The sequence below is a fragment of the Streptomyces sp. NPDC020965 genome, assembly GCF_044333555.1.
Classification (GTDB): Bacteria; Actinomycetota; Actinomycetes; order Streptomycetales; family Streptomycetaceae; genus Streptomyces.
On the sequence record NZ_JBIRRE010000001.1, the window covers coordinates 819,371 to 843,228 of the forward strand.

Annotated in this window: 21 protein-coding genes and 1 tRNA gene; 9 read left to right on the forward strand and 13 right to left on the reverse strand. The window is 69.6% G+C overall.

Features of this window, described 5'->3' with window-relative positions; translation table 11 throughout:
• Positions 1-104: 104 nt before the first annotated feature.
• Positions 105-341, forward strand: a complete 237-nt coding sequence (locus ACH4S7_RS03555) for a hypothetical protein (protein WP_398519388.1) — start codon at positions 105-107, stop codon at positions 339-341.
• Positions 342-438: 97 nt separating this feature from the next.
• Here ACH4S7_RS03555 and ACH4S7_RS03560 read toward each other — a convergent pair.
• A tRNA-Val gene (locus tag ACH4S7_RS03560) sits at positions 439-510 on the reverse strand.
• Positions 511-719: 209 nt separating this feature from the next.
• Between ACH4S7_RS03560 and ACH4S7_RS03565 the strand changes: the two genes are divergently transcribed.
• From ACH4S7_RS03565 to ACH4S7_RS03585, 5 genes are all read left to right on the forward strand, one after another.
• Entirely contained in the window at positions 720-1,520 is an 801-nt protein-coding gene (locus ACH4S7_RS03565) for a DUF4097 family beta strand repeat-containing protein (protein WP_398519389.1), read from the forward strand.
• A gap of 191 nt (positions 1,521-1,711) precedes the next feature.
• Positions 1,712-3,082, forward strand: coding sequence for a hypothetical protein (locus tag ACH4S7_RS03570; RefSeq protein ID WP_398519390.1), 1,371 nt, complete (start codon positions 1,712-1,714; stop codon positions 3,080-3,082).
• A 204-nt stretch (positions 3,083-3,286) separates the two neighbouring features.
• Positions 3,287-3,895 carry a DUF4383 domain-containing protein gene (locus ACH4S7_RS03575; protein WP_398519391.1) on the forward strand — a complete coding sequence of 203 codons (609 nt, stop codon included), beginning with the start codon at positions 3,287-3,289 and terminating at the stop codon, positions 3,893-3,895.
• A gap of 9 nt (positions 3,896-3,904) precedes the next feature.
• A complete protein-coding gene (locus ACH4S7_RS03580; protein ID WP_398519392.1) occupies positions 3,905-4,129 on the forward strand; it encodes a zinc ribbon domain-containing protein in 225 nt (74 codons plus the stop codon).
• Positions 4,130-4,341: 212 nt separating this feature from the next.
• Entirely contained in the window at positions 4,342-4,998 is a 657-nt protein-coding gene (locus ACH4S7_RS03585) for a DedA family protein (RefSeq protein ID WP_398519393.1), read from the forward strand.
• A gap of 172 nt (positions 4,999-5,170) precedes the next feature.
• Here the strand turns inward: ACH4S7_RS03585 and ACH4S7_RS03590 are convergent, their stop codons facing one another.
• The 3 genes from ACH4S7_RS03590 to ACH4S7_RS03600 are packed head-to-tail and all read right to left on the reverse strand — an operon-like array spanning position 5,171 to position 9,790.
• Positions 5,171-5,968: an HAD family hydrolase gene (locus tag ACH4S7_RS03590; protein ID WP_398519394.1), complete on the reverse strand. Its 798-nt coding sequence runs from the start codon at positions 5,966-5,968 to the stop codon at positions 5,171-5,173.
• On the reverse strand, positions 5,965-8,625 hold the full coding sequence (locus tag ACH4S7_RS03595; RefSeq protein ID WP_398519395.1) for a phosphoribosyltransferase: 2,661 nt from the start codon (positions 8,623-8,625) through the stop codon (positions 5,965-5,967). The genes ACH4S7_RS03590 and ACH4S7_RS03595 overlap by 4 nt, the downstream gene beginning before the upstream one ends.
• A gap of 1 nt (position 8,626) precedes the next feature.
• On the reverse strand, positions 8,627-9,790 hold the full coding sequence (locus tag ACH4S7_RS03600) for an HpcH/HpaI aldolase/citrate lyase family protein (RefSeq protein WP_398519396.1): 1,164 nt from the start codon (positions 9,788-9,790) through the stop codon (positions 8,627-8,629).
• A 213-nt stretch (positions 9,791-10,003) separates the two neighbouring features.
• Between ACH4S7_RS03600 and ACH4S7_RS03605 the strand changes: the two genes are divergently transcribed.
• On the forward strand, positions 10,004-11,023 hold the full coding sequence (locus ACH4S7_RS03605; RefSeq protein ID WP_398520013.1) for a TerD family protein: 1,020 nt from the start codon (positions 10,004-10,006) through the stop codon (positions 11,021-11,023).
• A gap of 137 nt (positions 11,024-11,160) precedes the next feature.
• On the opposite strand, the gene ACH4S7_RS03610 is transcribed toward ACH4S7_RS03605, so the two are convergent.
• The 6 genes from ACH4S7_RS03610 to ACH4S7_RS03635 form a co-directional block, all read right to left on the reverse strand.
• Positions 11,161-11,892 (reverse strand): Tellurium resistance, encoded by a 732-nt coding sequence (locus tag ACH4S7_RS03610; protein WP_398519397.1) that lies wholly within the window; start codon positions 11,890-11,892, stop codon positions 11,161-11,163.
• 135 nt (positions 11,893-12,027) lie between these two features.
• The gene (locus ACH4S7_RS03615; RefSeq protein ID WP_398519398.1) at positions 12,028-13,146 is read right to left on the reverse strand and encodes a DUF475 domain-containing protein; all 1,119 of its coding nucleotides are present in this window, start codon (positions 13,144-13,146) and stop codon (positions 12,028-12,030) included.
• 97 nt (positions 13,147-13,243) lie between these two features.
• A complete protein-coding gene (locus ACH4S7_RS03620) occupies positions 13,244-13,819 on the reverse strand; it encodes a TerD family protein (protein WP_398519399.1) in 576 nt (191 codons plus the stop codon).
• Between the two features lie 161 nt (positions 13,820-13,980).
• Positions 13,981-14,556 (reverse strand): TerD family protein, encoded by a 576-nt coding sequence (locus ACH4S7_RS03625; RefSeq protein ID WP_398519400.1) that lies wholly within the window; start codon positions 14,554-14,556, stop codon positions 13,981-13,983.
• 147 nt (positions 14,557-14,703) lie between these two features.
• Positions 14,704-15,162 carry a peroxiredoxin gene (locus ACH4S7_RS03630; RefSeq protein ID WP_398519401.1) on the reverse strand — a complete coding sequence of 153 codons (459 nt, stop codon included), beginning with the start codon at positions 15,160-15,162 and terminating at the stop codon, positions 14,704-14,706.
• Positions 15,163-15,362: 200 nt separating this feature from the next.
• Entirely contained in the window at positions 15,363-15,785 is a 423-nt protein-coding gene (locus ACH4S7_RS03635) for a DUF3052 domain-containing protein (RefSeq protein ID WP_398519402.1), read from the reverse strand.
• A 529-nt stretch (positions 15,786-16,314) separates the two neighbouring features.
• On the opposite strand from ACH4S7_RS03635, the gene aceE reads away from it, so the two are divergent.
• On the forward strand, positions 16,315-19,047 hold the full coding sequence (gene aceE / locus ACH4S7_RS03640) for a pyruvate dehydrogenase (acetyl-transferring), homodimeric type (protein ID WP_398519403.1): 2,733 nt from the start codon (positions 16,315-16,317) through the stop codon (positions 19,045-19,047).
• Between the two features lie 130 nt (positions 19,048-19,177).
• Here the strand turns inward: aceE and ACH4S7_RS03645 are convergent, their stop codons facing one another.
• Together ACH4S7_RS03645 and ACH4S7_RS03650 are read right to left on the reverse strand one after the other, a co-directional pair.
• Entirely contained in the window at positions 19,178-19,642 is a 465-nt protein-coding gene (locus tag ACH4S7_RS03645; RefSeq protein ID WP_398519404.1) for a peptidase inhibitor family I36 protein, read from the reverse strand.
• Between the two features lie 339 nt (positions 19,643-19,981).
• Entirely contained in the window at positions 19,982-21,598 is a 1,617-nt protein-coding gene (locus ACH4S7_RS03650) for an MFS transporter (RefSeq protein ID WP_398519405.1), read from the reverse strand.
• A 362-nt stretch (positions 21,599-21,960) separates the two neighbouring features.
• Here ACH4S7_RS03650 and ACH4S7_RS03655 point away from each other — a divergent pair, with 362 nt between their 5' ends.
• Complete coding sequence (locus ACH4S7_RS03655; RefSeq protein ID WP_398520014.1) at positions 21,961-22,629, forward strand: TetR/AcrR family transcriptional regulator; 669 nt, start codon at positions 21,961-21,963, stop codon at positions 22,627-22,629.
• A gap of 277 nt (positions 22,630-22,906) precedes the next feature.
• Here the strand turns inward: ACH4S7_RS03655 and ACH4S7_RS03660 are convergent, their stop codons facing one another.
• Positions 22,907-23,824, reverse strand: coding sequence for a phosphotransferase family protein (locus tag ACH4S7_RS03660; protein WP_398519406.1), 918 nt, complete (start codon positions 23,822-23,824; stop codon positions 22,907-22,909).
• Positions 23,825-23,858: the final 34 nt, after the last annotated feature.

Genomic DNA, 23,858 nt, shown 5'->3' on the forward strand with positions numbered 1-23,858 from the left:
CGTGCCGACGCCGCCCAGGGGCCCGGGGGGCGTGACTCGTCAGAGTGAAGCCGTTCCGGCACCGAGGTCGCCGCCGAGCCCCCCGCCGATACTCTGCGCGCGAGATGACCGACTTTGCCGACGAAGCCCGTTCACGCACCGCGCACCTTCTCCGGATGGCCGGCACCGACGACGCCCGCGTGCGGGCCAGGATCATCGACTACGCCGCCCGCACCCCCGACCCGCCCCTCATGGGCCCCCAGGGCATCCACACCTCCGGATGCCCACGCTGTCACGGCACGATGTGGCTGCAACGCGACCTGTGGGTCTGCTCCGCCTGCGGCCATATGAAGGACGCCTGATCCAGCTCCCCGCCGGGGGGAGCACGAGGAAGGGCCCTCCAGTCGTGATCGACTGAAGGGCCCTGGGGCAGGCTCTCACCTGCCACTCAATCCTCGGTGGGCGCGGACGGTTTCGAACCGCCGACATCTGCCTTGTAAGGGCAGCGCTCTACCCCTGAGCTACGCACCCGTGGATGAGTGAACAGCCTACATGCCCTGGGGGCTGACCTCGCAAACCCCTTCCCAGGACCCGCGATACGGGGGCTATCCCCACCGCGAGACGGTGGGCGACCGGATCGTCCCCGGCGCCCCGGGCTTCTAGCGTGAGGAGCGCCGGCGGCCCGAACAGCTCAACCGAACCGACCGAACCGACCGGCTCGACCAGGGGGAACGATCTTCATGAAAGCCACGGTCCGGCCTGCCGGCATCCGCTCCCGCGCGACCCGCGCGCTCGTGTACCTCGGGGGCGGTGGTCTGCTGACCTTCGCACTCACCGGGTGCGGGTCGGCCAATGCCGACAGCGCGCCCGCGGAGAACACCTCCTTCCCCCTGGCCGGGAAGGTCCTGACCATCGACTCCGACGACTCCGCCGTCGAACTCGTCGCCGCCGACGTCCCGAACGTCGAGGTGACCCGGCGCGTCGACGGGTGGGTGTTCATCGGCAGCGGGCCCGAAACGTCCTGGCGGATGGCGGGCGACACGCTGACTCTGCGGGTGCGGTGCAACGCCGTCGCCAGCGACTGCGAGGCGCGGCACACGGTGCGGGTGCCGCGTGGCGTGACCGTCCAGGTGAACGACGACAACGGAGGGGTGACGGCCTCCGGCTTCAGCACACCGCTGCGGATCGAGTCCCTGAACGGCGATGTGACCGTCCGCGACACCACCGGGCCCCTGGAGCTGGCGAGCGACAACGGCAGCATCGCCACCGAGGGTGTCTCCGCCAGGGCCCTCGGCGCCCGGTCGGAGAACGGGAGCATCCGGCTCGGGGTGAAGGCCGGGGCCGCGCCGGAGCGGATAGAGGGCTCCAGCGACAACGGCAAGGTCCTCATCGAGCTGCCCGGCTCCGGACGCGCGTACGCCGTCACCGCCGACAGCACGCACGGCTCGGTCACGGTGGACGTGCCGACCGACAAACGCAGCACCCATGTCGTGAAGGCCCGCAGCGGCAGCGGCTCCGTCACGATCCGAAGGGCCGACTGACCCCCCGACTGACCCCCGGCTGGGCTCTCTGGGGGAGCCACGCCCGCGGCTGACCGGCACGGGACGGCGGACCGCCATGGGACAGCGGACCGGGACGGGAAATGGGAGAACGGCGAACTATTTGACCCGTGTGTTCGTCTTACCTGGTGGGAGAATGTACCGGGTACGGGGACACGGCACGGGAGAGGCATGTGACGGCACCACACACGCGGCCGCACGCAAGCGCGAAAGCGAGTGCCGTCCGTGACGTCCTCGCGCTGATGCTGCTCCCGGTGCCGGTGGTCGCCGCCGCACTCTCCGGTGCCTTCACCAGTGGGGGGAACCGGCGCTGGTTCGGTGGGCGCGGCGAGAGTCAGCGGGCCGATGCGCAGGCCGCCAAGGACGCCGCGGCAGCCGCCTTCTACGAACTGGACACCGCCCAGCGCGATCTGCGGATCTCCATCGAGACGATCACCGCGGTGGACCGCTCGGCGGGAGCGCTGCGGGCGGCGGACGGGTTCGCGACGCTCGGACGGCGCATCGACGAGGTGAGCCAGGGCTACATCACGGCCGTCGACGCACACGATCTCGACCGGGACGATCTGGACGCGTCGGTCGCCTCCCGGGCGCGCGGTGAGCTGACCCGGGCCAAGGACGAGCTGGTGCGGGTCAAGGCGGACCTGGACCGGTTCGCCGAAGGGCTCGGGCCGCTGCTGGACACGGCGGAGACCCAGCTCGCACGGCTGGTGCCGGCCGTGGAGCGGGCGAGGGCCGCACTCCTGTCCGCGAGCAACGCTCTCGATGCGGTGCGGGGATCTGGTTTCCGGGCGGATCATCTGGCGGAGCGGCTCGCCGCCCTGGCGCCCGAGCTGACCCTGCTCAACCAGGGCGCCGGCCGCCATGGTGTCAGCGAGACCCTGCACCGCGCCGATCATGTCCTGCGCGATGCCGAGACCGTACGGGCCGAGGCCGAGCGTCTGCCCGAGCGCGCCGCCGAGATCGACAAGCGTCTGGTCTCCCTCCGGACCCGGGCGCAGGCCCTCACCACCCGTGCGGAGTCGGTCGAGCCCATCCTCAGTGAGCTGCGGCGCAGGTTCTCGGCCGCCTGCTGGCAGGACCTCCAGCCCGTGCCCGAGCAGGCCGCCGTCGGTGTCCGGCAGGCCGAGGACAAGCTCCGCGAGGCCGCCAAGGCGCGCGACGAACAGCGGTGGCCGGATGCGACCGCCCTGCTCAGCACCGTGCGTGCGCTGCTGAACACGACCGACGAGGCCGTCTCGGCCGCCGGTGACCGGCTGCGGCAGCTCGACGCCGTCGCCAAGGATCCCCAGCAGGAGATCGACCGCACGCGTTTCGCCGTCCGGGACGCCCAGCGGCTGGCCATGACCGGCCGCCACACCCCCGACCCGCAGCACGCCCGGCCCCTGGACGACGCCGTCGCCCGGCTGGAGCGGGCCATCGCCGGGCTGGAGAGCCGCCACCCCGACTACTGGCACTTCCTCACCGAGACCGACGCCGTACGGCGCACCGCCGCACGCGTCGTCGAGCAGATACGGGAAGAGCGCGGCGGCCCCACCCGGGGCTGAGCACCCGGCACCGCAGCCCCACCGGGGCGGGCGGCTCCTGGTACGGGTGCCGCCTGCCGGGGGCCGCGGTGACAGGGACGACGCGGGCCGGCAGCTCCGCGCGGTGGCGGTGCCTGCTGGCGGGAGCGGGCCGGAGTCTGATTTGAAGGCGCGGCGGTGCGGGCGGATGCTGGAGGTACGCGTACGTACCCGAGGAGGCCGGACATGGCCGCACATGTACTGCCGCACAAGCGCCCCCGCTCCCAGCGGAGCCGTATCCGGTTCGACGAGCACCTTCCCGTCGATCATCGGCTCAGCCGCTTCTACCGTGTCGGCGCCGGGCTGATGGGCCTCTTCCTGATCGCCTTCGGCATCCTGGGGCTGATCGACAAGATCGGCTTCTTCGACACGGCGGGTGACACCGTCATCGGTCTCAACACCAATGGCGCACTCAGTGTCCTGTCTCTCTGTGTGGGCGCGCTCCTTCTCGTCGGCATGGCCGTCGGCGGCAACTTCGCCTCGACGCTCAACATGGTGCTCGGCATCGCGTTCATCGGCAGCGGCTTCATCAATCTCGCCCTGCTGGACACCGACTTCAATCCGCTCGCCTTCCAGATCCAGAATGTGCTGTTCAGCTTTGTGGTGGGGGTGCTGCTGATGTTCTTCGGGATGTACGGGAGGGTCAGTTCGACGCTGCCGCACGACAATCCGTACTGGAAGGCCCGCCATCCCGAGCAGGCCGCCGCCACCCAACAGCACACCCGACACCACGAGGAACCGGCCGGGCCCGCTCCGTCGCACGACGCCCGGAGGAATCCGCCGGAGAGCGCGTAGCCTGGGGCCATGCCTCGTTATGACTTCCGCTGCCGTAGCTGCGGCGACACATTCGAAGTGAATCGGCCGATGGCCCAATCCTCCGAACCCGCGAACTGCCCCTCGGGCCACGAGGACACGGTCAAACTGCTGTCGACGGTCGCCGTCGGTGGGACGAAGGCCGCGCCGGCCGGGCCCGCCCCGAGTGCCGGTGGTGGCGGTGGCGGCTGCTGCGGTGGTGGCTGCTGCGGCTGAGGCCGACGCTTCCCGATCACGCATCCCGCACTCCCGCCGCGAATCTCGCGGCGGGAGTGACGTATGACACGGCGGCCCGGGCGATCCCGCCCGCGTCAGGGCCGGCCGATCACGCTGGACCGTCGGTTTGAACCGGCACACTGAGGTAAACCGCAAGAAGCGCTGTGGACGGCTTCAGTCTCTCTTCAGCTGCGGTTTTCTAATGTGGAGGCATGGAATCCGTGATCGTGAGCAGTGCGGCCGGCGTCGAGAGCAGTGCTCCGGGCTGGATCAACAGCCTGATGGACACCCTCGGCGCACCGGGGGCGGGTATAGCCATCGCCCTGGAGAATCTCTTCCCTCCCCTGCCCAGTGAGGTCATCCTGCCGCTGGCGGGCTTCGCCGCCAGCTCGGGGCAGATGAATCTGATAGCCGTCCTGATCTGGACGACCGCCGGCTCGGTGATCGGCGCGCTCGCGCTGTACGGGGTGGGGGCCATGCTGGGGCGGGACCGCACGGTCGCCATCGCCGCCAAGCTGCCGCTGCTGAAGGTCGCGGACATCGAGCGCACGGAGGCGTGGTTCGCGAAGCACGGCGCTAAGGCGGTGTTCTTCGGGCGGATGATTCCGATCTTCCGCTCACTGATATCCGTGCCGGCCGGGGTTGAGCGGATGTCGGTGCCGCTCTTCCTGGGGTTGACCACCCTGGGCAGCGCGATATGGAACACGATCTTCGTGCTCGCCGGCTATCTGCTGGGGGAGAACTGGGAGGACGTGACGGGCTATGTCTCCACCTACTCCAAGGTGGTGCTGGTGGCGGCGGCCCTCGGCGTAGTGGCCTTCGTACTGGTCCGCCTGTTCAAGCCCGGGGCGGGGGCGCGCCGGAAGTAGCTCCCGGCGCGGAAGCCGCTCCCGGCCGCGGGAGCGGCTTCCACCGGCGGAGGCGTCCCCGGGAAGCGTTCCCGGTGCGGAGGCGTAACCGGTGGGCCGAGGGGCGGCGTGACCCGTGGCTACGCCGCCCGGCACCGGTTCAGCACGTACGGCCTTCCGGGCGTTCAGGCATTCAGCCGGCCAGGAGCCTCCGCAGGATCTCCTCCCCGGCTGCGACGCCCTTCTCCGCCAGGGCCTCCACATGGGGGGCGTGCCAGCCGCTGTCCGCCAGCTCGCCATGGCCGGGGCGCCAGCCCCGGTCGGCCGCCAGCAGCAGATCGGCGTCGAGCAGCGAGTCGCCGGCCGCGAGGATCTTCTCCGCGCCGGTGCGGCGGGCCACCTCGTGTACCGCCGCGCTCTTGGTCAGCGGCTTCGGTACGGCGTAGATCTTGCGCCCCTGGAGCGAGACGGCCCAGCCCCGGCCGTCGGCCCACTCGGCGAGTTCCTTGACCCAGTCCTCGGGCAGCAGGGCGCGCTCCACGACGAGGTAGGCGAAGAGATCCTCGGCGACGCGTTCCTTGAGCAGCCACGCGGGGTCGGCGGCGGCGACCAGATGGGCGCGGATCTCGGCGAGCCCGGCGCAGTCGTCGGCCAGTCGGCGGGTCACCAGCCGGCGCCAGTCCTCGTCGGAGACGCCGTCGACCAGGATGTGCCCACCATTGGCGCAGATCGCGTAGGCGGGCGGGGGGCCGGGGAGGTGGATGCGTCCGTACTGCTCACGGGTGCGGGTGGTGGCGGGTACGAAGACGGTGTCGGCGGCGAGTCGGGGCAGCAGCCCTGCCGCGGTCTCGGTGATGTACGACAGCGGCTTGCGGTCGTACACCTCGACGCAGAGCAGCCGTGGGGCGTCCGCGTCGGGCATGGTGAGGTGGAGGGCTCCGGCGGAGTAGATGAGCGTACGGTCCAGATCACTGGCGACGAGGGTGCTCACAGCGCGGTCACCGCCGTGCCGTCGGCGCCGGTCGCGCCCCGGGTGTAGCGGGGGTGGATGAGCCCGACACAGCTGTAGGGGAGCTCACCGACCTCCTCGACGGGGACACCGCGCTGTTCGGCCAGCAGCCGGACGTGGTCGAGATCGGCTCCGGCGCCACTGCGGGCGAGGATCTTCCAGGGGACCCGGCGCAGCAGTACCCGGGTGGTCTCGCCGACGCCGGGTTTCACCAGGTTCATATCGTGGATGCCGTACTCCTCGCTGATCCGTTCGACGGCGGCCCAGCCCTCCCAGGTGGGTGCCCGGTCCGCCGCCAGCAAGGTCTTGACCTCGGCGTCGACGGCGGTCGACACCTCGTCGAAGCGGGCGGTGACGGTGTCCAGGAAGTGCGCGGAGACATCGGCTTCGGCGAGTTCACGGTAGAACTTCGCGCCGTGATAGTCGCCCGGGCCGACGAGGTCGGAACGGAGGACCGTGCGGGATATCAGTCCGGAGACGGTGGAGTTGAGACAGGCGGAGGGGATGAGGAAGTCTTCGCGGGTGCCGTAGGTGCGCACACAGCCGCCGGGGTCGGCGAGTACGGCGATCTCCGGGTGGAAGCCGTCGAATTCGGCGAGGGCGGCGGTCAGTTCGCGGGTGATCGCGCCCTTGCCGGTCCAGCCGTCGACGAAGACCACGTCGGCCGGGTCGTGGTTCTGCTGGAGCCAGCGCAGCGCGTTGGCGTCGATGCCCCGGCCACGGACGATGGAGACGGCGTAGTGCGGCAGGTCGAGACCGTGCCGCCGCTGGGCCCAGCGGCGCATCAGAATGCCGACGGGGGTGCCGGCTCGGGCCAGGGAGACCAGTACCGGGCGGGGGGACCGTTCCGCGAGGATCGTCTCGGTGACGGTGCCGACGGCGCGGGCGATGCGGGCGGCGGAGGTGTCCAGCGCGTTCCGGAACAGCAGCTCGTACTCGGCGCTCGGCTGGTACTCCACGGGCAGGGACTCGGCGTAGTGCGCGCCACCGTGCTGGATCGCCTCTTCACGCTCCTCGGTGGGCGCCTCCAGCTCCACGTCGGAGAGGTCCTGGAGCAGCCAGCCGACCTCGTCGGCGGCGTAGGAGGAGAAGGCGGGGCCGCGGAGGGGCTCGGGCAGCATGGAGTCCTTTTCCCGTGCTTCGGGTGCTGGTGGCAGAGACGGTGCGGACGGTGCGGACACCACTGCCGACTCCGGCTCCGGAGCGGTCACGGGTGACGGGAGCGTCTCCGCCAGGTCCGGTATATGGCTGGGGACGACCGCCAGCAGCAGGTGGGGGGTGTGGCTGGCGAGCTGGGCGAGGAGGCCGCCGGGGGCGTGCAGGGCGGGGGTGTCCGCGGTGGAGTCGACGACCATCACGATCGCGTCGAACCCGGCGCCGGCGACGTTGTAGGCGTAGCGCTCGCCGGGGCCGTCAGCCGGATCGTCGTGGGCGGGGAAGGCCAGCCGGGTACGGATGGCGTACCCGGGATCGTCCACGGCGAGGACGGGTGAGCGGGTGGTGGTGGAGTACCGGACCTCGGCGTCGACCAGCTCCTCCAGCGCGGTGCCGAGGCGGAGTGGCGCGTACATCAACTCCTCGAAGCCGAGGACGAGCACCCGGCGCGGCCCTCCGGCGACCCCCGCCCCGGGAAGCCCGGGGAGTCCAGGAAGTCCGGATCCCCCGGAGGGCGCGGAAGAAGCGGAGGGCGCGGAGACAGCCGGGACGGCCGGGGTGAGGGCGGTGGCGAGGCGGGTCGCCAGGGCGGGGAGCGCCGCCTCCAGGCGTTCGCGGTGGTGGGGGAGGAAGCCGTGCCGGCCACCGTCCGGGAGTGCCTCGGGCCACTCCAGCTCCACACGGCGCACGGCGCTCCGGCCGGTGCCCCCGGGGGTGGCAGTGGCGGTATCGGCCTTCGCGTACTCCGCCTCGTACTCCGCGACCAGCGCGCGGCCCTTCTCCAGGACACCGTCCGGCAGGCTGACCGTGCCCGAGGCGAGCGCCAGCAGGTCCACCCGGGCGCCGATCTCCGCCGCGAAGGACTCCAGCCGGCCCTGGTCGGCCGCCGAGCGCATGTCCACGAGTGCCACGATCACATACCGGTCGCGCGGGTAGCGCTCGTGCAGGGCACGGATGGTGTTGAGCACGGTGTTTCCGGTGGAGAACTCGTCGTCCACCAGGATCAGCGGGCCGGGACCGGCCAGCAGCGCCGGATCCTCCGGCAGCAGCAGGTGCGAGGTCGCATGGGAGTGGGACTCCTCGAAACCGCCCGCGGCCGCCACCCCCTCGACCGGACGGCGCGTGGAGTGCAGATAGGGAGCGAGGGCCACCCCGTCCGCCACCGAGTGGCCGAGGCCCGTCGCCGTCTCCGCGTAGCCGACGACGACCGCGCGGGCCGTGTCCGCGTCGCCCAGGAGTGCCCGCACCCGGACGCCCAGGTCGCGCCCGGCCCCGTACACCACGGCGGGCGACCGGGGCACATGCTTGCCCAGCACCTGGGAGACCAGCAGATGGGCGCGTTTGGGGTTGCGGCGGAGGGCGAGCCCCAGCAGGGCGGGCAGCCGCGCGTCCCCTTCGAGCGCGATGCCCAGCCGCTCCGCGACCCACGTTCCCGACCACACCACGTCGTCCGTCCCTCTTTCCCTCGGTATTTCGGTGGCCATGTCAGCCGATATGCCCGGCGGTGAGCAGCTCCACGAAGCCGATGTCCTCCTTGGCGACGCCGAAGACCTCGGCGCGCAGCAGAGTGCGCTCGGCCCAGGCCCGGTGCGGCTTCACTTCGTTCATCTTGTTGGTGTACGACGAGCGCAGCACTCCCCCGCCGCCGCGCTCCGGGCGCAGGATGTCCCGCGCGTCGCTGAACTCCTCGTGGCTGACGACGGACAGCGCGTGCACGGGCAGGACGTGCGACGGGTGGATGCAGGTCTTGCCCTGGAGGCCGTTGGCCCGGTCGAGGTCGATCTCGCGGAGGAGTCCGTCCATATCGTGCTCGATGAGGGTGGTGCGCAGGTCCTCGGCGCGGCCCTCCAGGAAGGGGCTGCGTCGGAGCTGGGGCTTGAACATGCGCTCCTGGAGTCGGAAGTACTCCCACACCGGTCCGGTGACGGTGAAGCCGGTACCGTCCGCCCGGCCCAGGACGTTGACCACGTCGGCGATGACGGCCGCCACGATCTTGACGTCGTACGCCGTCATATCGGGCGAGCGGCGCAGCCCGTAGGCGGAACAGAAGTCGGTGACGCCGAGCCGGAGCGCCAGGACCCGGTCCCGGTACTTGTCGACGGTGCGGGCGATTCCGGCGAGTGTCTCGCGCCGGGTTTCCAGGTGGAGCAGCTCCGGTGATTCCAGCACGGGCATCGCGAAGAGCCGCTGTCCGCTGGCCGCCTCGGCGGCGGTGAGCGCCTCCAGAAAGGGGACACCCCGCTCTTCCGTGAATTTGGGAAGTACGAATCCGGACAGTCTGCGGACGGTGGGGCCGAGGCGGTGCACCAGATCGGGGATCTGCTCCGGCTCCCGGACCCGGATAAAGAGAAGGGGCAGCTCAGCGCCGCGTGTGTCGAGATCCGCGAAGTGCTCGATCAGATTCTCCTCGGCCCCCACGACCTCGGAGTCGTCGATGGAATCCTCCAGGCAGAGCACCATGGAGACGACTCCGCGACCGACCTGCTTGAGGACGTCGTCGGCGAGGTTCGGCCGGTTGGCGGGGCTGTAGAGCGTGGCTCCCAGGGCCGCGGCCAGGGTGCGGGCGGTGGACTCCGCGCTGAACTCGGCGGGCTCCTGGTGGAAGAGCCGCTCACGGACGGCAGGCGAAAGCTGCCCGAAATGACGCATGTGACTCCCCCGTGCTGCTGGGCGGCCTGCCCGATTGGCGTGGCCGGTAATAGTACGTACGGAAGTGTGTCCGCAGTTCCTCGGGATCATGAACTCAGGGTGTACCCCATGATCCACGGCTGATGGCCCCTGGCCCGGACCGGTGCGGTTCCCGGGGCCGGGATCCCGTGGCCGCGTTGTCCGGGCGGCCCCCGAGAAGGCAGGATGACGGACATGACGCACGCGATGCTGAAGGGCTCGAACGTCCCCCTCGACGCCACGGCGGTACGCGCCGTACTGCGCTGGACGCCGGGTCCCGGCGTCCCCGATGTGGACGCCTCCGCCCTGCTGCTCGGCGCCGACGCCCGTGTGCGCTCCGACGAGGACTTCGTCTTCTACAACCAGCCGCGCCATCCGTCGGGACTGGTGCGACGGCTGTCCAAGAAGCGGGTGGCGGAGCATCTGACGGACACCGTCGAGGCGGATCTCTCCTCGCTCGATGTCTCGGTCGACCAGGTGGTGCTGGCCGCCTCCTCGGACGGTGACACCTTCCAGCATGTACGTGATCTGCGGATCCTGCTCTACGACGCCGCGCTGGCGGACGGGGAGCCGCTGGCGGTGTTCGACGTGAAGCCGGACACGGGTGCGGAGACCGCGATCATCTGCGGTGAGCTGTACCGGCGCGGCGACGGCTGGAAGTTCCGCGCGGTGGGGCAGGGCTATCCGACGGGTCTTGTCGGTCTCGCCACGGAATTCGGCATCTCGGTGGACGAGACGGACCCCGGTACGGACGGCACCAGCGGGGTCGGGGCCGACGCGTCCGCGGCGGCGGTCCCCGGACCGGCAGGACAGACGGCCGCCCCCGGACCAGCAGGGCGCCGGGCGGCGGCCCACGCGCAGGCGGCCCCCGCACAGGCGGGACATCCCCAAGCGGGGCATCCGCAGGCAAGGCATCCGCAGACGGCCCACGCGCAGGCCGGGCCCGCAGCGTCGGCCCAGGGAGGTGCCGGGCACGCAGCGGTCAGAGGGCCGGTCGTCATCCCCGATCCCCCGGCGCACCCGCCGGCCCAGCCCCCGGCCCAGCCCGCGTACGGCTATCCGCACACCGGGCCCGCGCAGCCGGCGTACGGCTATCCGCAGCCGGCCTCCGGCCACGCCCAGGCGGGGTACGGCTACCCACCGCCGGCCCTGGCCTTCGCGCCCGATCCGGAATTCCGGCTGCCGCCGATGGGCCCCCAGTTCGTCCGCCCCTGAGTGGGCGCGTCCGTACGCCCCCGCGTGCCCGCCCAGGTCTCCGGCAGCACACCGACCGCCGACTCGGCACGGGCGGCGGGGCGGACGGACACCGTCGACACCCCGAGAGGATCCGGGTGCCGGGGGCCGGCGACGGATCAGACGCGCGTCTTGTAACCGCGGCCCCACTGGAGGCCCCAGCCGTAGAGCCGGTCCAGCTCCGCCTGGAAGCCGTAGACGAATTTGACCTCGCGCCGCACGATCAGATCGCCCTTGACGTTCTCCAGGGAGAAGACGGCGCACGAGCGGGCCTGAGGGGCGCGCTCGTCGAGTTCGATCTCCACCCGGGGACCGACGCTCGGGTAGAGCGTCACCAGTGCGTGCGTACGGTCGAACGCCGGCGTCTGGTCGTAGATGTAGACGAAGAACAGCAGTCGCTTGATCTCTTCGTGGTGGTCCAGATTGGCGTAGATCGTCTCACCCGTGCCGGAGCCGAACCGGTCGTCGCCGCTGAGTTTGATGTACGGCGGTTCGTTGGTCGAGCCGAGGAAGTCCCCCAGCGGCTGCACCACGCCCTTGCTGCCGTCGGTGAGTTCGTAGAGGCAGCCGAGGTCGAGGTCGACATTGACCATGCCTTGGGTGTGGGCCTGGACGACCTCGGGTTTGAAGAGTTTGAACGGATGCCGCAGCAGACCGGCGCCCCGGGAGCCGTTGATATCGGAGGTCCGCATCCGCCAGGAGAGGTTGACGCGCAGATGGCCGGTGGCCGCGCCCTGCTTGCTGAGCGACACCGACGGGCGCCGTTTGGTCAGCGAGATGGAGTTCGTCGCCGCGCTGCCGGAGTCGAACTGCGCGGCCCTGCCCGGTCGCAGATTGTCCCAGAAGGCCATGTGCCACCCCCAGTCGTATCGTTGGACCCCGGTCGGTGAACTCCGCGGGGCGGCGCCGAGGCAGTGCCCCGAAGCCGCCCCGCTGAGAAGCGTTCCTCATTTCGAGCCCTGTCACACCAGGACCCCGGAGTGTGGCTAAGCCTTTTCGCTGAGCGCTTCTTGGGCCGCGATGGCCCGGTTCCGCCTGACGGAGGAGACGAACGACCAGCCGATCAGCGCGACACCGACGAGACCGGTGATCATCTCGGGGATCTCGTACTGGATGGTGACCAGCAGGATGAGCGCGAGCGCGCCGATCGCGTAGTGCGCGCCGTGCTCCAGGTACACGTAGTCGTCGAGCGTGCCCTGGCGGACCAGATAGACGGTGAGCGAACGGACGTACATCGCACCGATACCGAGGCCGAGCGCCATCAGCACGATGTCGTTGGTGACGGCGAAGGCGCCGATGACACCGTCGAAGGAGAACGAAGCGTCCAGAACCTCAAGGTAGAGGAACATGAAGAACGCGGCCTTGCCACCGACGGCGACGACCGAGACCTTCTTGCCACTCTTCTTGGCGGCTTCCTCCGCCTCGTGTTCGCGCTCCTCACCCTCTTCGAGTTTGTTCTCGAAGTAGCCGGAGAGCCCGCCGACGATGAGGTACGTGATCAGACCGGCCACACCCGAGAGCAGTACGGTCTCGGCCTTGTTGGCGTGTCCGCCGCCATGCTGGTGGGCATTGGTGGCAAACGTCATCGCACTGATGAGCAGTATGATCAGCGCGACGCAGACCGACAGCATGTCGACCTTGCCGAGCTTGGCCAACGGGCGTTCCAGCCACGTGAGCCACTTGATCTCCCGGTCGGTGAAGATGAAGTCCAGGAAGATCATGAGCAGGAACATGCCACCGAACGCGGCGATCGACGGATGCGCGTCGGTCACCAGTTCCTGATACCTGTCCTTGTCACTGAGAGCCAGGTCGACGGCCTCGATGGGGCCGACCTGGGCGCTTACCGCGACGATGACGACGGGGAAGACCAGCCGCATGCCGAAGACAGCGATGAGAATGCCGATGGTGAGGAAGATGCGCTGCCAGAAGGCATTCATCTTCTTCAGGATTCCGGCGTTGACCACCGCGTTGTCGAACGACAGCGAGATCTCCAGGATGGACAGGATCGCTACGATCCCGAACGCTGCCCACCCGCCGTAGAGCACCGCTGCGACCAGGCCGAGCGCGGTAACCGCGAACGACCAGCCGAAGGTTTTCAGAACCACTGGTACCCAATCGTGTTAATGGGGGTCCCCCCAGGGCTAGCCCTGGGGGGAGGTCTCCCACGCAACAAGGGCAGGTTTCCCCGCTCGATGCGCGGCTCTACGAAACGTTGACCCCGAAGTCTAGAGCGATGCCCCGCAGACCCGACGCGTACCCCTGGCCCACCGCGCGGAACTTCCACTCGTTCCCGTAGCGGTACAGCTCACCGAAGATCATCGCGGTCTCGGTGGAGGCGTCCTCGCTCAGGTCGTAGCGTGCCAGTTCCTGACCGTCGGCCCGATTGACCACGCGGATGAAGGCGTTGCTGACCTGGCCGAAGGTCTGACCGCGGTTGTCGGCGTCATGAATGGAGACGGGGAAGACGATCTTGTCGACGTTGGCCGGCACCAGGGGCAGGTCGACGATCAACGACTCGTCGTCGCCGTCGCCCTCACCGGTGAGGTTGTCACCGGTGTGCTCGACGGAGCCCTCGGGGCTCTTCAGGTTGTTGTAGAAGACGAAGTACGCGTCGCCCAGCACGCGCCCGCTGCTGCAGAGCAGCCCGCTCGCGTCGAGGTCGAAGTCCGCTCCGGTGGTGGAGCGCGCGTCCCAGCCGAGTCCGATCAACACCTGTGTGAGGTTCGGTGCGGCCTTGGAGAGGGAGACATTGCCTCCCTTGGCGAGTGTGACGCCCATGATCTGGTCCTCCCCAGCTACTACAGACATTCATGGCCCCGCACGCGCGGCCGGGGTCCGGATCGGGCCCCGGCCGGGACGCGTACGGGTGGTGCACTGACTCCAGGCACATCCGGCGCCGCACTCGCGAGTGCGGCGCCGGACGGAGTAGCGGTCGGGTCTCAGACGTTCACGCCGAAGTCCTGCGCGATGCCGCGCAGGCCCGAGGCGTAGCCCTGGCCGATGGCACGGAACTTCCACTCCGCGCCATTGCGGTACAGCTCACCGAAGACCATCGCAGTCTCGGTGGAGGCGTCCTCGCTCAGGTCGTAGCGCGCCAGCTCGTTGTTGTCAGCCTGGTTGACGACGCGGATGAACGCGTTGCGCACTTGACCGAAGGACTGCTGACGGCCCTCCGCCTCGTAGATCGAGACCGGGAACACGATCTTGTCGACATCGGCGGGCACGCCCGCGAGGTTGACCTTGATCTGCTCGTCGTCCCCCTCGCCCTCACCGGTGAGGTTGTCACCGGTGTGCTCGACGGAGCCGTCGGGGCTCTTGAGGTTGTTGAAGAAGACAAAGTTTCCGTCACCGGTGACCTTGCCCTCGGCGTTGGTCAGCAGGGCGCTGGCGTCCAGGTCGAAGTCCGTGCCGGTGGTGCTACGGACGTCCCAGCCCAGGCCCACGACAACCGCCGTCAAGCCGGGTGCGACCTTGGTCAGCGAGACGTTGCCGCCCTTGCTGAGGCTGACTCCCACGAGTCCCTCCATTGGTTTCCCAGGGGCAGCGCCCCCGTCGTGCTTCGGTGTCGGATCAACGACTGGATCCTAGTGACCCGCTCCCGCGCGAAACAGGCTTTGGTACGAAAGGAGGGTCCGATGTGTCCGGGTTGTTTCCTGGATGCGTCAGAGTGTTTCCAAGGCTTTGACGTACTCGTTGAGGTCACGGGCGTCCGGCAGGGCGTTGATGACGCTCCAGCGGACCACGCCCTCCTTGTCGATGATGAAGGTGCCGCGCACGGCGCAGCCCTTCTCCTCGTCGAAGACGCCGTACGCCCGCGAGGTCTCGCCGTGCGGCCAGAAGTCGGAGAGCAGCGGATACTCAAGCCCCTCCTGCTCGGCGAAGACGCGCAGGGTGTGGATCGAGTCGTTGGAGACGGCCAGGAGCTGGGTGTCGTCGTTGACGAAAGCCGGCAGCTCGTCGCGGAGTGCGCACAGCTCGCCCGTGCACACACCGGTGAAGGCGAACGGATAGAAGAGGAGCACCACGTTCTTCTCACCGTGGAAGTCGGCGAGGGACACCGTGCGTCCGTGGTTGTCGTTGAGCTGGAATGCGGGGGCCTTGGTGCCGACCTCGATCGCCATGACGTGTGGATCCCTTCGCCGGTCCCGTTCGGGTGAATGGGTCCACCCTAAGGGCTGCCCCACGCCACGGATTATGGGGACGGCCCTTACGCAGGGACCCCCTCCGGCATGGGCCGGAGGGGGTCTGGGGCCGCTCAAGCGGATCGTCCGCGATCCGGAGGGCGGGCCCTGGGGCTCAGAGGGTCACTTCCCTCGGCTGCTCAGCGCTTGGGGGCCACCATCCTGCTGCCCGACCAGTCCTTGGCGGCGCTGATGCTCTTGGTCTGGGAGAGACCGGCGGTCTGGGCGGCTTCACTGATGTCGCTCGGCTCGACGTACCCGTCACGGCCGGTCTTCGGCGTCAGCAGCCAGATCACACCGCCGTCCTCAAGCAGTCCGATGGCGTCCACCAGTGCGTCCGTCAGATCACCGTCCTCGTCGCGGAACCAGAGGAGGACGACGTCTGCGACGTCGTCGTACTCCTCGTCCACGAGGTCCTGGCCGATCACGGACTCGATTCCTTCACGGAGATCCTGGTCGGCGTCCTCGTCGAAGCCGATCTCCTGGACCACCTGTCCGGGCTCGAACCCCAGCCTTGTGGCCGGGTTGGTCCGCTCCTCCGCGTGGTCCGCGGTCGCGCTCACGGCTTGCCTCCTGATCATGTTCGGTAGATGCTGTGGCCTCGCGCGTACGCGTGGCGTTGGCCGTAGTCCACACGGGCGGGGCGGATCGCGCAAGTACCCGGCCGTCCGGACCGCCTAAACGGTGACGTTTGCGTCCGTCTCGACGCAACTCCAGACGCGGTCGATCAGGACCTGATCGAGGCGCCACACCATTCGGCCTTGTTTGCCACTTTACGTCCAGTGGCCACCTGGATTGGAACCGAACACCCGAACGGAACACATTCCCGGGCCGGGGGTAAAGTTGCGATTTGCCCGCACCCGTCACCCGTAGACACATGTTCTCGTGGCCCGGAGAGGCGCAGATCATCGGTGCAACCACGGGTTACCGCTCGGTAGAGATGACGTTTCTCTCCCCGAGGTACACGATGGAGGCGGCCCTCGCAGAGGTCCGAACCGCCCGACCCGTACTCGCCCGACAGAGCTCCCCCGGCGGCATGGTCGACCCGGTCGACAGATGCCGGCGCAGCTCTCCGAACAGCGAAGGAATAGCGTGGCTTCCGGAGCAGATCGCAATCCGATCATCATTGGCGGCCTTCCCAGCCAGGTCCCGGACTTCGATCCCGAGGAGACCAAGGAGTGGCTGGACTCACTCGACGCCGCCGTCGACGCGCGGGGCCGGGAGAGGGCCCGGTACCTGATGCTCCGGCTCATCGAGCGGGCCCGTGAGAAGCGCGTCGCCGTGCCGGAGATGCGCAGCACGGACTACGTGAACACCATCGCCACCAAGGACGAGCCCTTCTTCCCCGGAAACGAGGAGGTCGAACGGAAGGTCCTCAACGCGACCCGCTGGAACGCCGCGGTGATGGTCTCCCGCGCCCAGCGCCCCGGTATCGGTGTCGGCGGCCACATCGCCACCTTCGCCTCCTCCGCCTCCCTCTACGACGTGGGCTTCAACCACTTCTTCCGCGGAAAGGACGGGGGCGACGGCGGTGACCAGATCTTCTTCCAGGGCCATGCATCGCCCGGTATCTACGCCCGCGCCTTCCTGCTGGACCGGCTGAGCGAGGCGCAGCTCGACGGCTTCCGACAGGAGAAGTCGAAGGCGCCGAACGGCCTCTCCAGCTATCCGCACCCCCGGCTGATGCCCGACTTCTGGGAGTTCCCGACCGTCTCGATGGGCCTCGGCCCGCTCGGCGCGATCTACCAGGCCCGGATGAACCGCTACATGGAGGCGCGGGGCATCGCGGACACCTCCGGCTCGCACGTCTGGGCGTTCCTCGGTGACGGCGAGATGGACGAGCCCGAATCGCTCGGCCAGCTCTCCATCGCCTCCCGCGAGGGCCTGGACAACCTCACCTTCGTGGTGAACTGCAACCTCCAGCGGCTCGACGGTCCGGTGCGCGGCAACGGAAAGATCATTCAGGAGCTGGAGTCGCAGTTCCGGGGTGCCGGCTGGAATGTGATCAAGCTGGTCTGGGACCGTTCCTGGGACCCGCTGCTGGCGCAGGACCGGGACGGCCTGCTGGTCAACCGGTTGAACACCACCCCGGACGGCCAGTTCCAGACGTACGCCACCGAGACCGGCTCGTACATCCGTGAGCACTTCTTCGGCGGTGACCAGCGGCTGCGCGCCATGGTCGAGGGCATGACCGACGAGCAGATCCTGCATCTGGGGCGCGGCGGTCACGACCACCGGAAGGTGTACGCGGCGTTCGCGGCGGCCAAGGCGCACAAGGGGCAGCCGACGGTGGTGCTGGCGCAGACCGTGAAGGGCTGGACCCTCGGACCGAACTTCGAGGGCCGCAACGCCACCCACCAGATGAAGAAGCTGACCGTCGCCGACCTCAAGGGCTTCCGCGACCGGCTGCACATCCCGATCACCGACGCCCGGCTGGAGAGCGGCCTGCCACCGTACTACCACCCGGGCCGGGACTCGGAGGAGATCCAGTACATGCGCGACCGCCGCAGGGCGCTGGACGGCTTCGTGCCGACCCGGGTCGTGCGCGCGGCACCGCTGGCACTGCCGGACGACAAGACGTACGCGGCGGTGCGCAAGGGCTCCGGCCAGCAGTCGATCGCCACCACCATGGCGTTCGTCCGGCTGCTCAAGGATCTGATGCGGGACAAGGAGATCGGCCGGCGGTTCGTACTGATCGCGCCGGACGAGTACCGCACCTTCGGGATGGACTCGTTCTTCCCGAGCGCGAAGATCTACAACCCGCTGGGCCAGCAGTACGAGTCGGTGGACCGGGAACTCCTGCTCGCCTACAAGGAGTCCCCCACCGGTCAGATGCTGCACGACGGCATCTCCGAGGCGGGGTGCACGGCGTCGCTGATCGCCGCGGGCAGCGCGTACGCCACCCATGGCGAGCCGCTGATCCCGGTCTACGTCTTCTACTCGATGTTCGGTTTCCAGCGGACCGGTGACCAGTTCTGGCAGATGGCGGACCAGCTCGCGCGCGGTTTTGTGCTGGGTGCGACCGCTGGGCGTACGACACTGACCGGTGAGGGTCTTCAGCACGCCGACGGCCACTCCCAGCTACTGGCCTCGACGAACCCGGGGTGTGTCGCCTACGACCCGGCCTTCGGCTTCGAGATCGCGCATATCGTCAAGGACGGTCTGCGGCGGATGTACGGCGAGCAGCCTGAGGACGTCTTCTACTACCTGACCGTCTACAACGAGCCCATCCAGCACCCGGCCGAGCCGGAGGACGTCGATGTAGAGGGCATCCTCCAGGGCGTCTACCGCTACAAGACGGGTGAGCGGGGCGAGATCCCGGCGCAGATCATGGCGTCCGGTGTCGCCGTGCCGTGGGCGGTTGAGGCGCAGCGGATCCTCGCCGAGGAGTGGAACGTCCGGGCCGACGTGTGGTCGGCGACCTCCTGGAACGAACTGCGCCGGGAGGCCGTCGAGGTGGAGAAGCACAACCTTCTCCACCCGGAGGAGGAGCAGCGCGTCCCGTACGTCACCAGCAAGCTGAGTGGCGCCGAGGGGCCGTTCGTGGCCGTCTCGGACTGGATGCGGTCGGTGCCGGACCAGATCTCGCGCTGGGTGCCGGGCCAGTACACCTCGCTGGGCGCGGACGGCTTCGGCTTCGCGGACACCCGGGGCGCGGCTCGCCGCTGGTTCCACATCGACGCCCCGTCGATCGTGCTGGCGGTGCTGACCGAGCTGGCGCGGGACGGCAAGGTGGACCGCTCGGCGCTGAAGCAGGCCGTGGACCGGTACCAACTGCTCGATGTGGCGGCGGCGGACCCGGGCCCGGAGGGTGGCGACGCCTAGCGATTGCTCCCGTCCGCCACGGCGCACGGAACGCATGTCGTACGGAACGCATGTCGTACGGGGCGGGGGCGGCGGAGCCTGATCGGTTCCGCCGCCCCCGCCGGTCGGGTGCGCCCCCCCCGGCCGCCTCTCAGCTCTGCCAGAGCTTGAACGCCCGCACCCGGTACGGGGATTGCGGGAGCCAGGTCCCTGAGCCCGGGTAGGTCTCGAACTCGCCCGTCTCCGCGCATTCGCCGGACTGGTACGTGGTGACCGGCCGGCCGGTGCGATTGGCGAGGGACTCGGCGGCGGTGCCCGGTGGCAGCGGTACGCACTCCTCCATCCCGGTCTCGTACAGCTCATGGGTCTGCCTGGGCCCTTGGAAGCTCCCCCGCTCCCAGAGGCAGAGCGCCCCCGTGGGGCAGTCGGCGAGCCGGGGCGCACTGGTGGCCGTCGGCTGGGTCAGCAGTGCCAGGAGGGCCGCCGAGACCGCCACGGTGACGGCCCTGCGGGCGGTCCCGCGCCTGCCTTTGCGCGTCTCCCTGTACGCGGCGTTGCAGGTGTCCCGGTACGTGTCCGTGTCCCTGCACGTGTCCCGGTACGTGTCCTTGCGCATGGTGGATCGACCCCCGTGTCTCGTACGGATTTGATATGACCGCACCTTGATCCCCGGGCGGCCGGGGCGGGAGGGGTTTCGGGACCGATCACCCTGATGAGCGACGAGCCCCACCGGCGGGGGGACCCGGTGGGGCTGTGGCGCACGGCATGACCACACGACTGCGGGCGGTTAGGCGACCTCCCGGCTGCGCGTCTCATGACCGCCCCCATGACCGCATGACGGCTCGGGCTCGGGCTCGGCTCGGCTCGGCTCGGCTCGGCTCGGCTCGGCTCGGCTCGGCTGCGAGACGGTGGCGCCGGGGCGCGGAGTGGGGGCCGGGAGGGCGCCCCGGGAGGGTCAGATGTGGGCCGCTCCCGCCGCCGCGTCCGCGTTGGCGCCGCGCTTGGTCAGCAGGGCGACGAAGATCGCCACCACACCGACGCCCGCGGCGACCAGGCAGGCCAGGCCCATGCCCGACATAAAGGTGTCGTGGGCGACCTCGCCTATCTTCGCGGCGAGGGACTCCGTGGCGCCCGGCGGCACCGGGGGTACGCCGACCTGGACCAGCTCGGCCGACTTCTCCAACTGCTCCGGGCTCAGCGGCGGCAGCCCGGCCGCCGCCCAATTGCCCGCGAGGTCGCTGTCGACCTTGGAGGCCATGACCGCGCCGAGCACCGCAGTGCCGAGGGCACCGCCGATCTGCATGGCGGCCTGCTGGAGACCGCCGGCGACACCGGACAGCTCCATCGGGGCGTTGCCCACGATGACCTCGGTGGCACCGACCATGACGGGCGCGAGCCCGAGTCCGAGCAGGGCGAACCAGATGGACATCACCGGGCTGCTGGTGTCGGTGGAGAGCGTGGACATACCGAACATGGCCAGCGCGGTCATCGCCATACCGGCCGCCAGCGGGATGCGCGGCCCGACCTTGGTGATCACCAGACCGGCCAGCGGAGAACCGACGATCATCATGGCGGTGAGCGGCAGCAGATGCAGTCCGCTGTCGACCGGGCTCATGCCGTGGACGTTCTGTAGATAGAAGGTCACGAAGAACAGGCCGCCCATGAAGGCGATGGCCATCAGCACCATCAGCACCACACCCGCCGAGAGCGGGACGGAGCGGAACAGCTTCAGCGGGATGAGCGGCTCGGCGACCCGGTTCTCCCAGAAGGCGAAGAGCGCGAAGCTGACGAGCGAGATGGCGATGAAGCCCCAGGTCGTGGCGGAGCCCCAGCCCCACTCCGGTGCCTTGATGAGCGCCCAGACCAAACAGAACATCGCGCCGGACAGCAGCACGATGCCGGGGATGTCGAACGACCTGGGGGCGTTCTCCGCGCGGTGGTCCTTGAGGATCAGCACACCGAGGACGAGCGCGATCACGCCGACCGGGATGTTGATGAAGAACACGGACTGCCAACTGACGTGCTCGACCAGCAGACCGCCGACGATCGGGCCGCCCGCGGTGGAGGCGCCGATGACCATGCCCCAGATGCCGATCGCCATATTGAGCTTCTCGGCGGGGAAGGTGGCGCGCAGCAGACCGAGCGCGGCGGGCATCAGCAGGGCGCCGAAGAGGCCCTGAGCCACCCGGAAGGTGATCACCATGGCGATGCCGTCGGAGAGGCCGATGGCCGCGGAGGCCGCCGCGAATCCGACGACGCCTATGAGGAAGGTCTGGCGGTGGCCGAACCGGTCACCGAGCTTGCCCGCGGTGATCAGGCTGACGGCGAGGGCGAGGAAGTACCCATTGGTGATCCACTGGACGTCGGCGAAGGTGGCATTGAGATCGCTCGCGATCACCGGGTTGGCGATGGCGACGATGGTGCCGTCCAGGGCGACCATCATCACACCGATGGCCACGGCGAAGAGCGTCAGCCAGGGGTGGCCGCGAAGCCCCTGGGCCGGGGGCGGTGCTGCGTCGCTGGGGCCGGAAGGGCCTTCAGATGCCTTCTCGACGGTGGTCTGACTAGTCATGGAAGCAGGCTAGTGACAGCCACTGACAGTTGACAAACGGATTCAGTAGTCGGTAACTGTCAATTGACTCACAGGTATCCTGAGCAGGGAGAAACAGGGGATATTCGTCCGAGCGTCCCCGCGTGGTCACCGGAGTCACAGCTCTCCCGGCTTCCCCGGTGACCCCACGGAACCCAGAGATTCACGGAAGAGAATCCTTCACTGAGGCGGCGCATGTGACGGCTGTACCGGCAGGGGCCCATGGCGCTCCCGGGACCAGAACCCGCGAGTCGGCCGAGACCGGCGCTCCGTCGGCCGGGACCGGCGCGGCGGCTGGTGGCGAGGGCTCGGGGTCCGGGGCGGGTGGCGCAGCCGCCCGTGGGGTGACGGTCGGCGGGGTGACGGCCGGGCTGCGCGAGCGGAAGAAGCAGCGCACTCGTGACGCACTGGTCCGGGCCGCACTGGAGCTGTTCATCGACCAGGGGTACGAACAGACGACCGTGGACGAGATCACGGACGCCGTCGAGGTCTCCCAGCGCACCTTCTTCCGCTACTTCGCCAGCAAGGAGGAGGTCGCCTTCGCCATTCAGGAGCTGGTCGAGTCACACTTCGCCGACTCCATTCGCGAACGGCCCGCGCACGAGGGCCCGTTCGACGCGATGCGCAACGCGGTACTCCTCGGCTGGGACACCATCGGCGATGCGATCGGCGAGATCGTCCCGGTCGAGCTGCACATGCGCACCTATCTGATGATCGAGAGCACTCCCTCGCTGCTCGCCGTGCATCTGCGCCGCTCAACCGAGCTGGAGGAGAAGATCGCGCGGCTCATCGCCGAACGGGAGGGGCTGGACGTGGAGACGGACCCGCGCCCCCGAGCCGCGGTCGCGGCGTTCAGCGGGGTGATGCGGGTGGCCGGCAGGCAGTGGGGCCAGGGCGACGACTGGACGACGCGGACCCTGCGCGATCTGACCGCCTCGTACCTGGACGAACTGGTCCCGGCGCTGGCGCGGAACTGGCGGATCCAACGCGCGGAGCCGACGGACCGCGCCTGAGCCGACGCGAACCGCGCCTGACGTGACCGGACTTCACTTGCCCGGACGTACCGAGCCGACGTGCCGCGCGACCCGACGGACCGCGCCGACGCACGGAGCGGACGACCAGGGCGGACGACCGGAGCGGCCGGACAGGTGGCGGCCGGGGGCCGGATCCGACGTACGCGGCGGGGCCCCGGAGGGGGTGGCGGGTGGTTCACCCCGTACCGCCCGCCGACGGTACGGGGTGAACCGGCCCGGCCCCGGTCGACGGGGGCGACCGGCCCCGGGCCGGTGTTCAGCCGGTCGCGTCACCGGACAGATCGCCCAGGGTCTCGGTGAAGCCCTTCCAGGCGGACTCGGTGTCCTCGTCGCGCTGGTGCGGCCCCCGGAACCACTCGACGAACTCCGCCACGTCGAGCAGGCTCCACCGCAGCCGGTAGAGCGCCAGCGCGTCCCGGTCGGGCGTCCGTCCGGTCCGCTCCGTGTACCGGGCCAGAACGGCGGGGTCGGTGGAGATCAGGGACAGATCGCGCTCGGCCACGGCGAGCCCCACCGTGTCCCAGTCCACCACCAGATAGCCGTCGTCACCGAGGATGAGATTGCCGGGGTGCGGTTCGCCGTGGGTGACGACGAGCGGCGCCCCCCGCCGTCGTACCCGGTCCACGAGGGTCTCGAAATCGGCCAGCCGGGCGCGGACCGTGTCGGCGTGCTCGGCGAGCAGCTTCCGGGCGGGCTCCGAGTAGGGACCGCCGTCCGGCCATGCGCCGTCGGTCTCGGCGAGAGCCGTGGGGATGTCGCCCAGCCCGGCGGGCTCCAAGGAGGTGGTCGGCGTGGTGCTCGGCGGCTCCTGGCTGTGCAGCTCGGCGAGCCGGTCGAGCACCTGGTCCCGCTCGTCCTCCGTGAGCTTCTGGGCGAACTCGCCCGGCACGCCCACGACCTGGGGAAAGACGGTGAGCGCGTACCGTGCGTCCAGAGGGACGACCGATCGGCCGTCGATGGCGACCTCCGGCGCGACGACGAAGCGCAGTCCACCGCGTCCGCGCAGGCTCACCGCGGTGTCCATGGCCTGCCGCAGGCCCTGGAGGGCCGCCACGGCACCCTGGCCGCAGAACTCCTTGTGTTCGAGGTCGGAGACGGTGGCGAACCACTGCCGGCCGTCCTCGCCGGTGACCTTCCAGTGGTAGTCACCGAACCCGACGGGCGCGTAGGCCACCGTGGCGGGCGTAATACCAAACTCGCTTAAACCC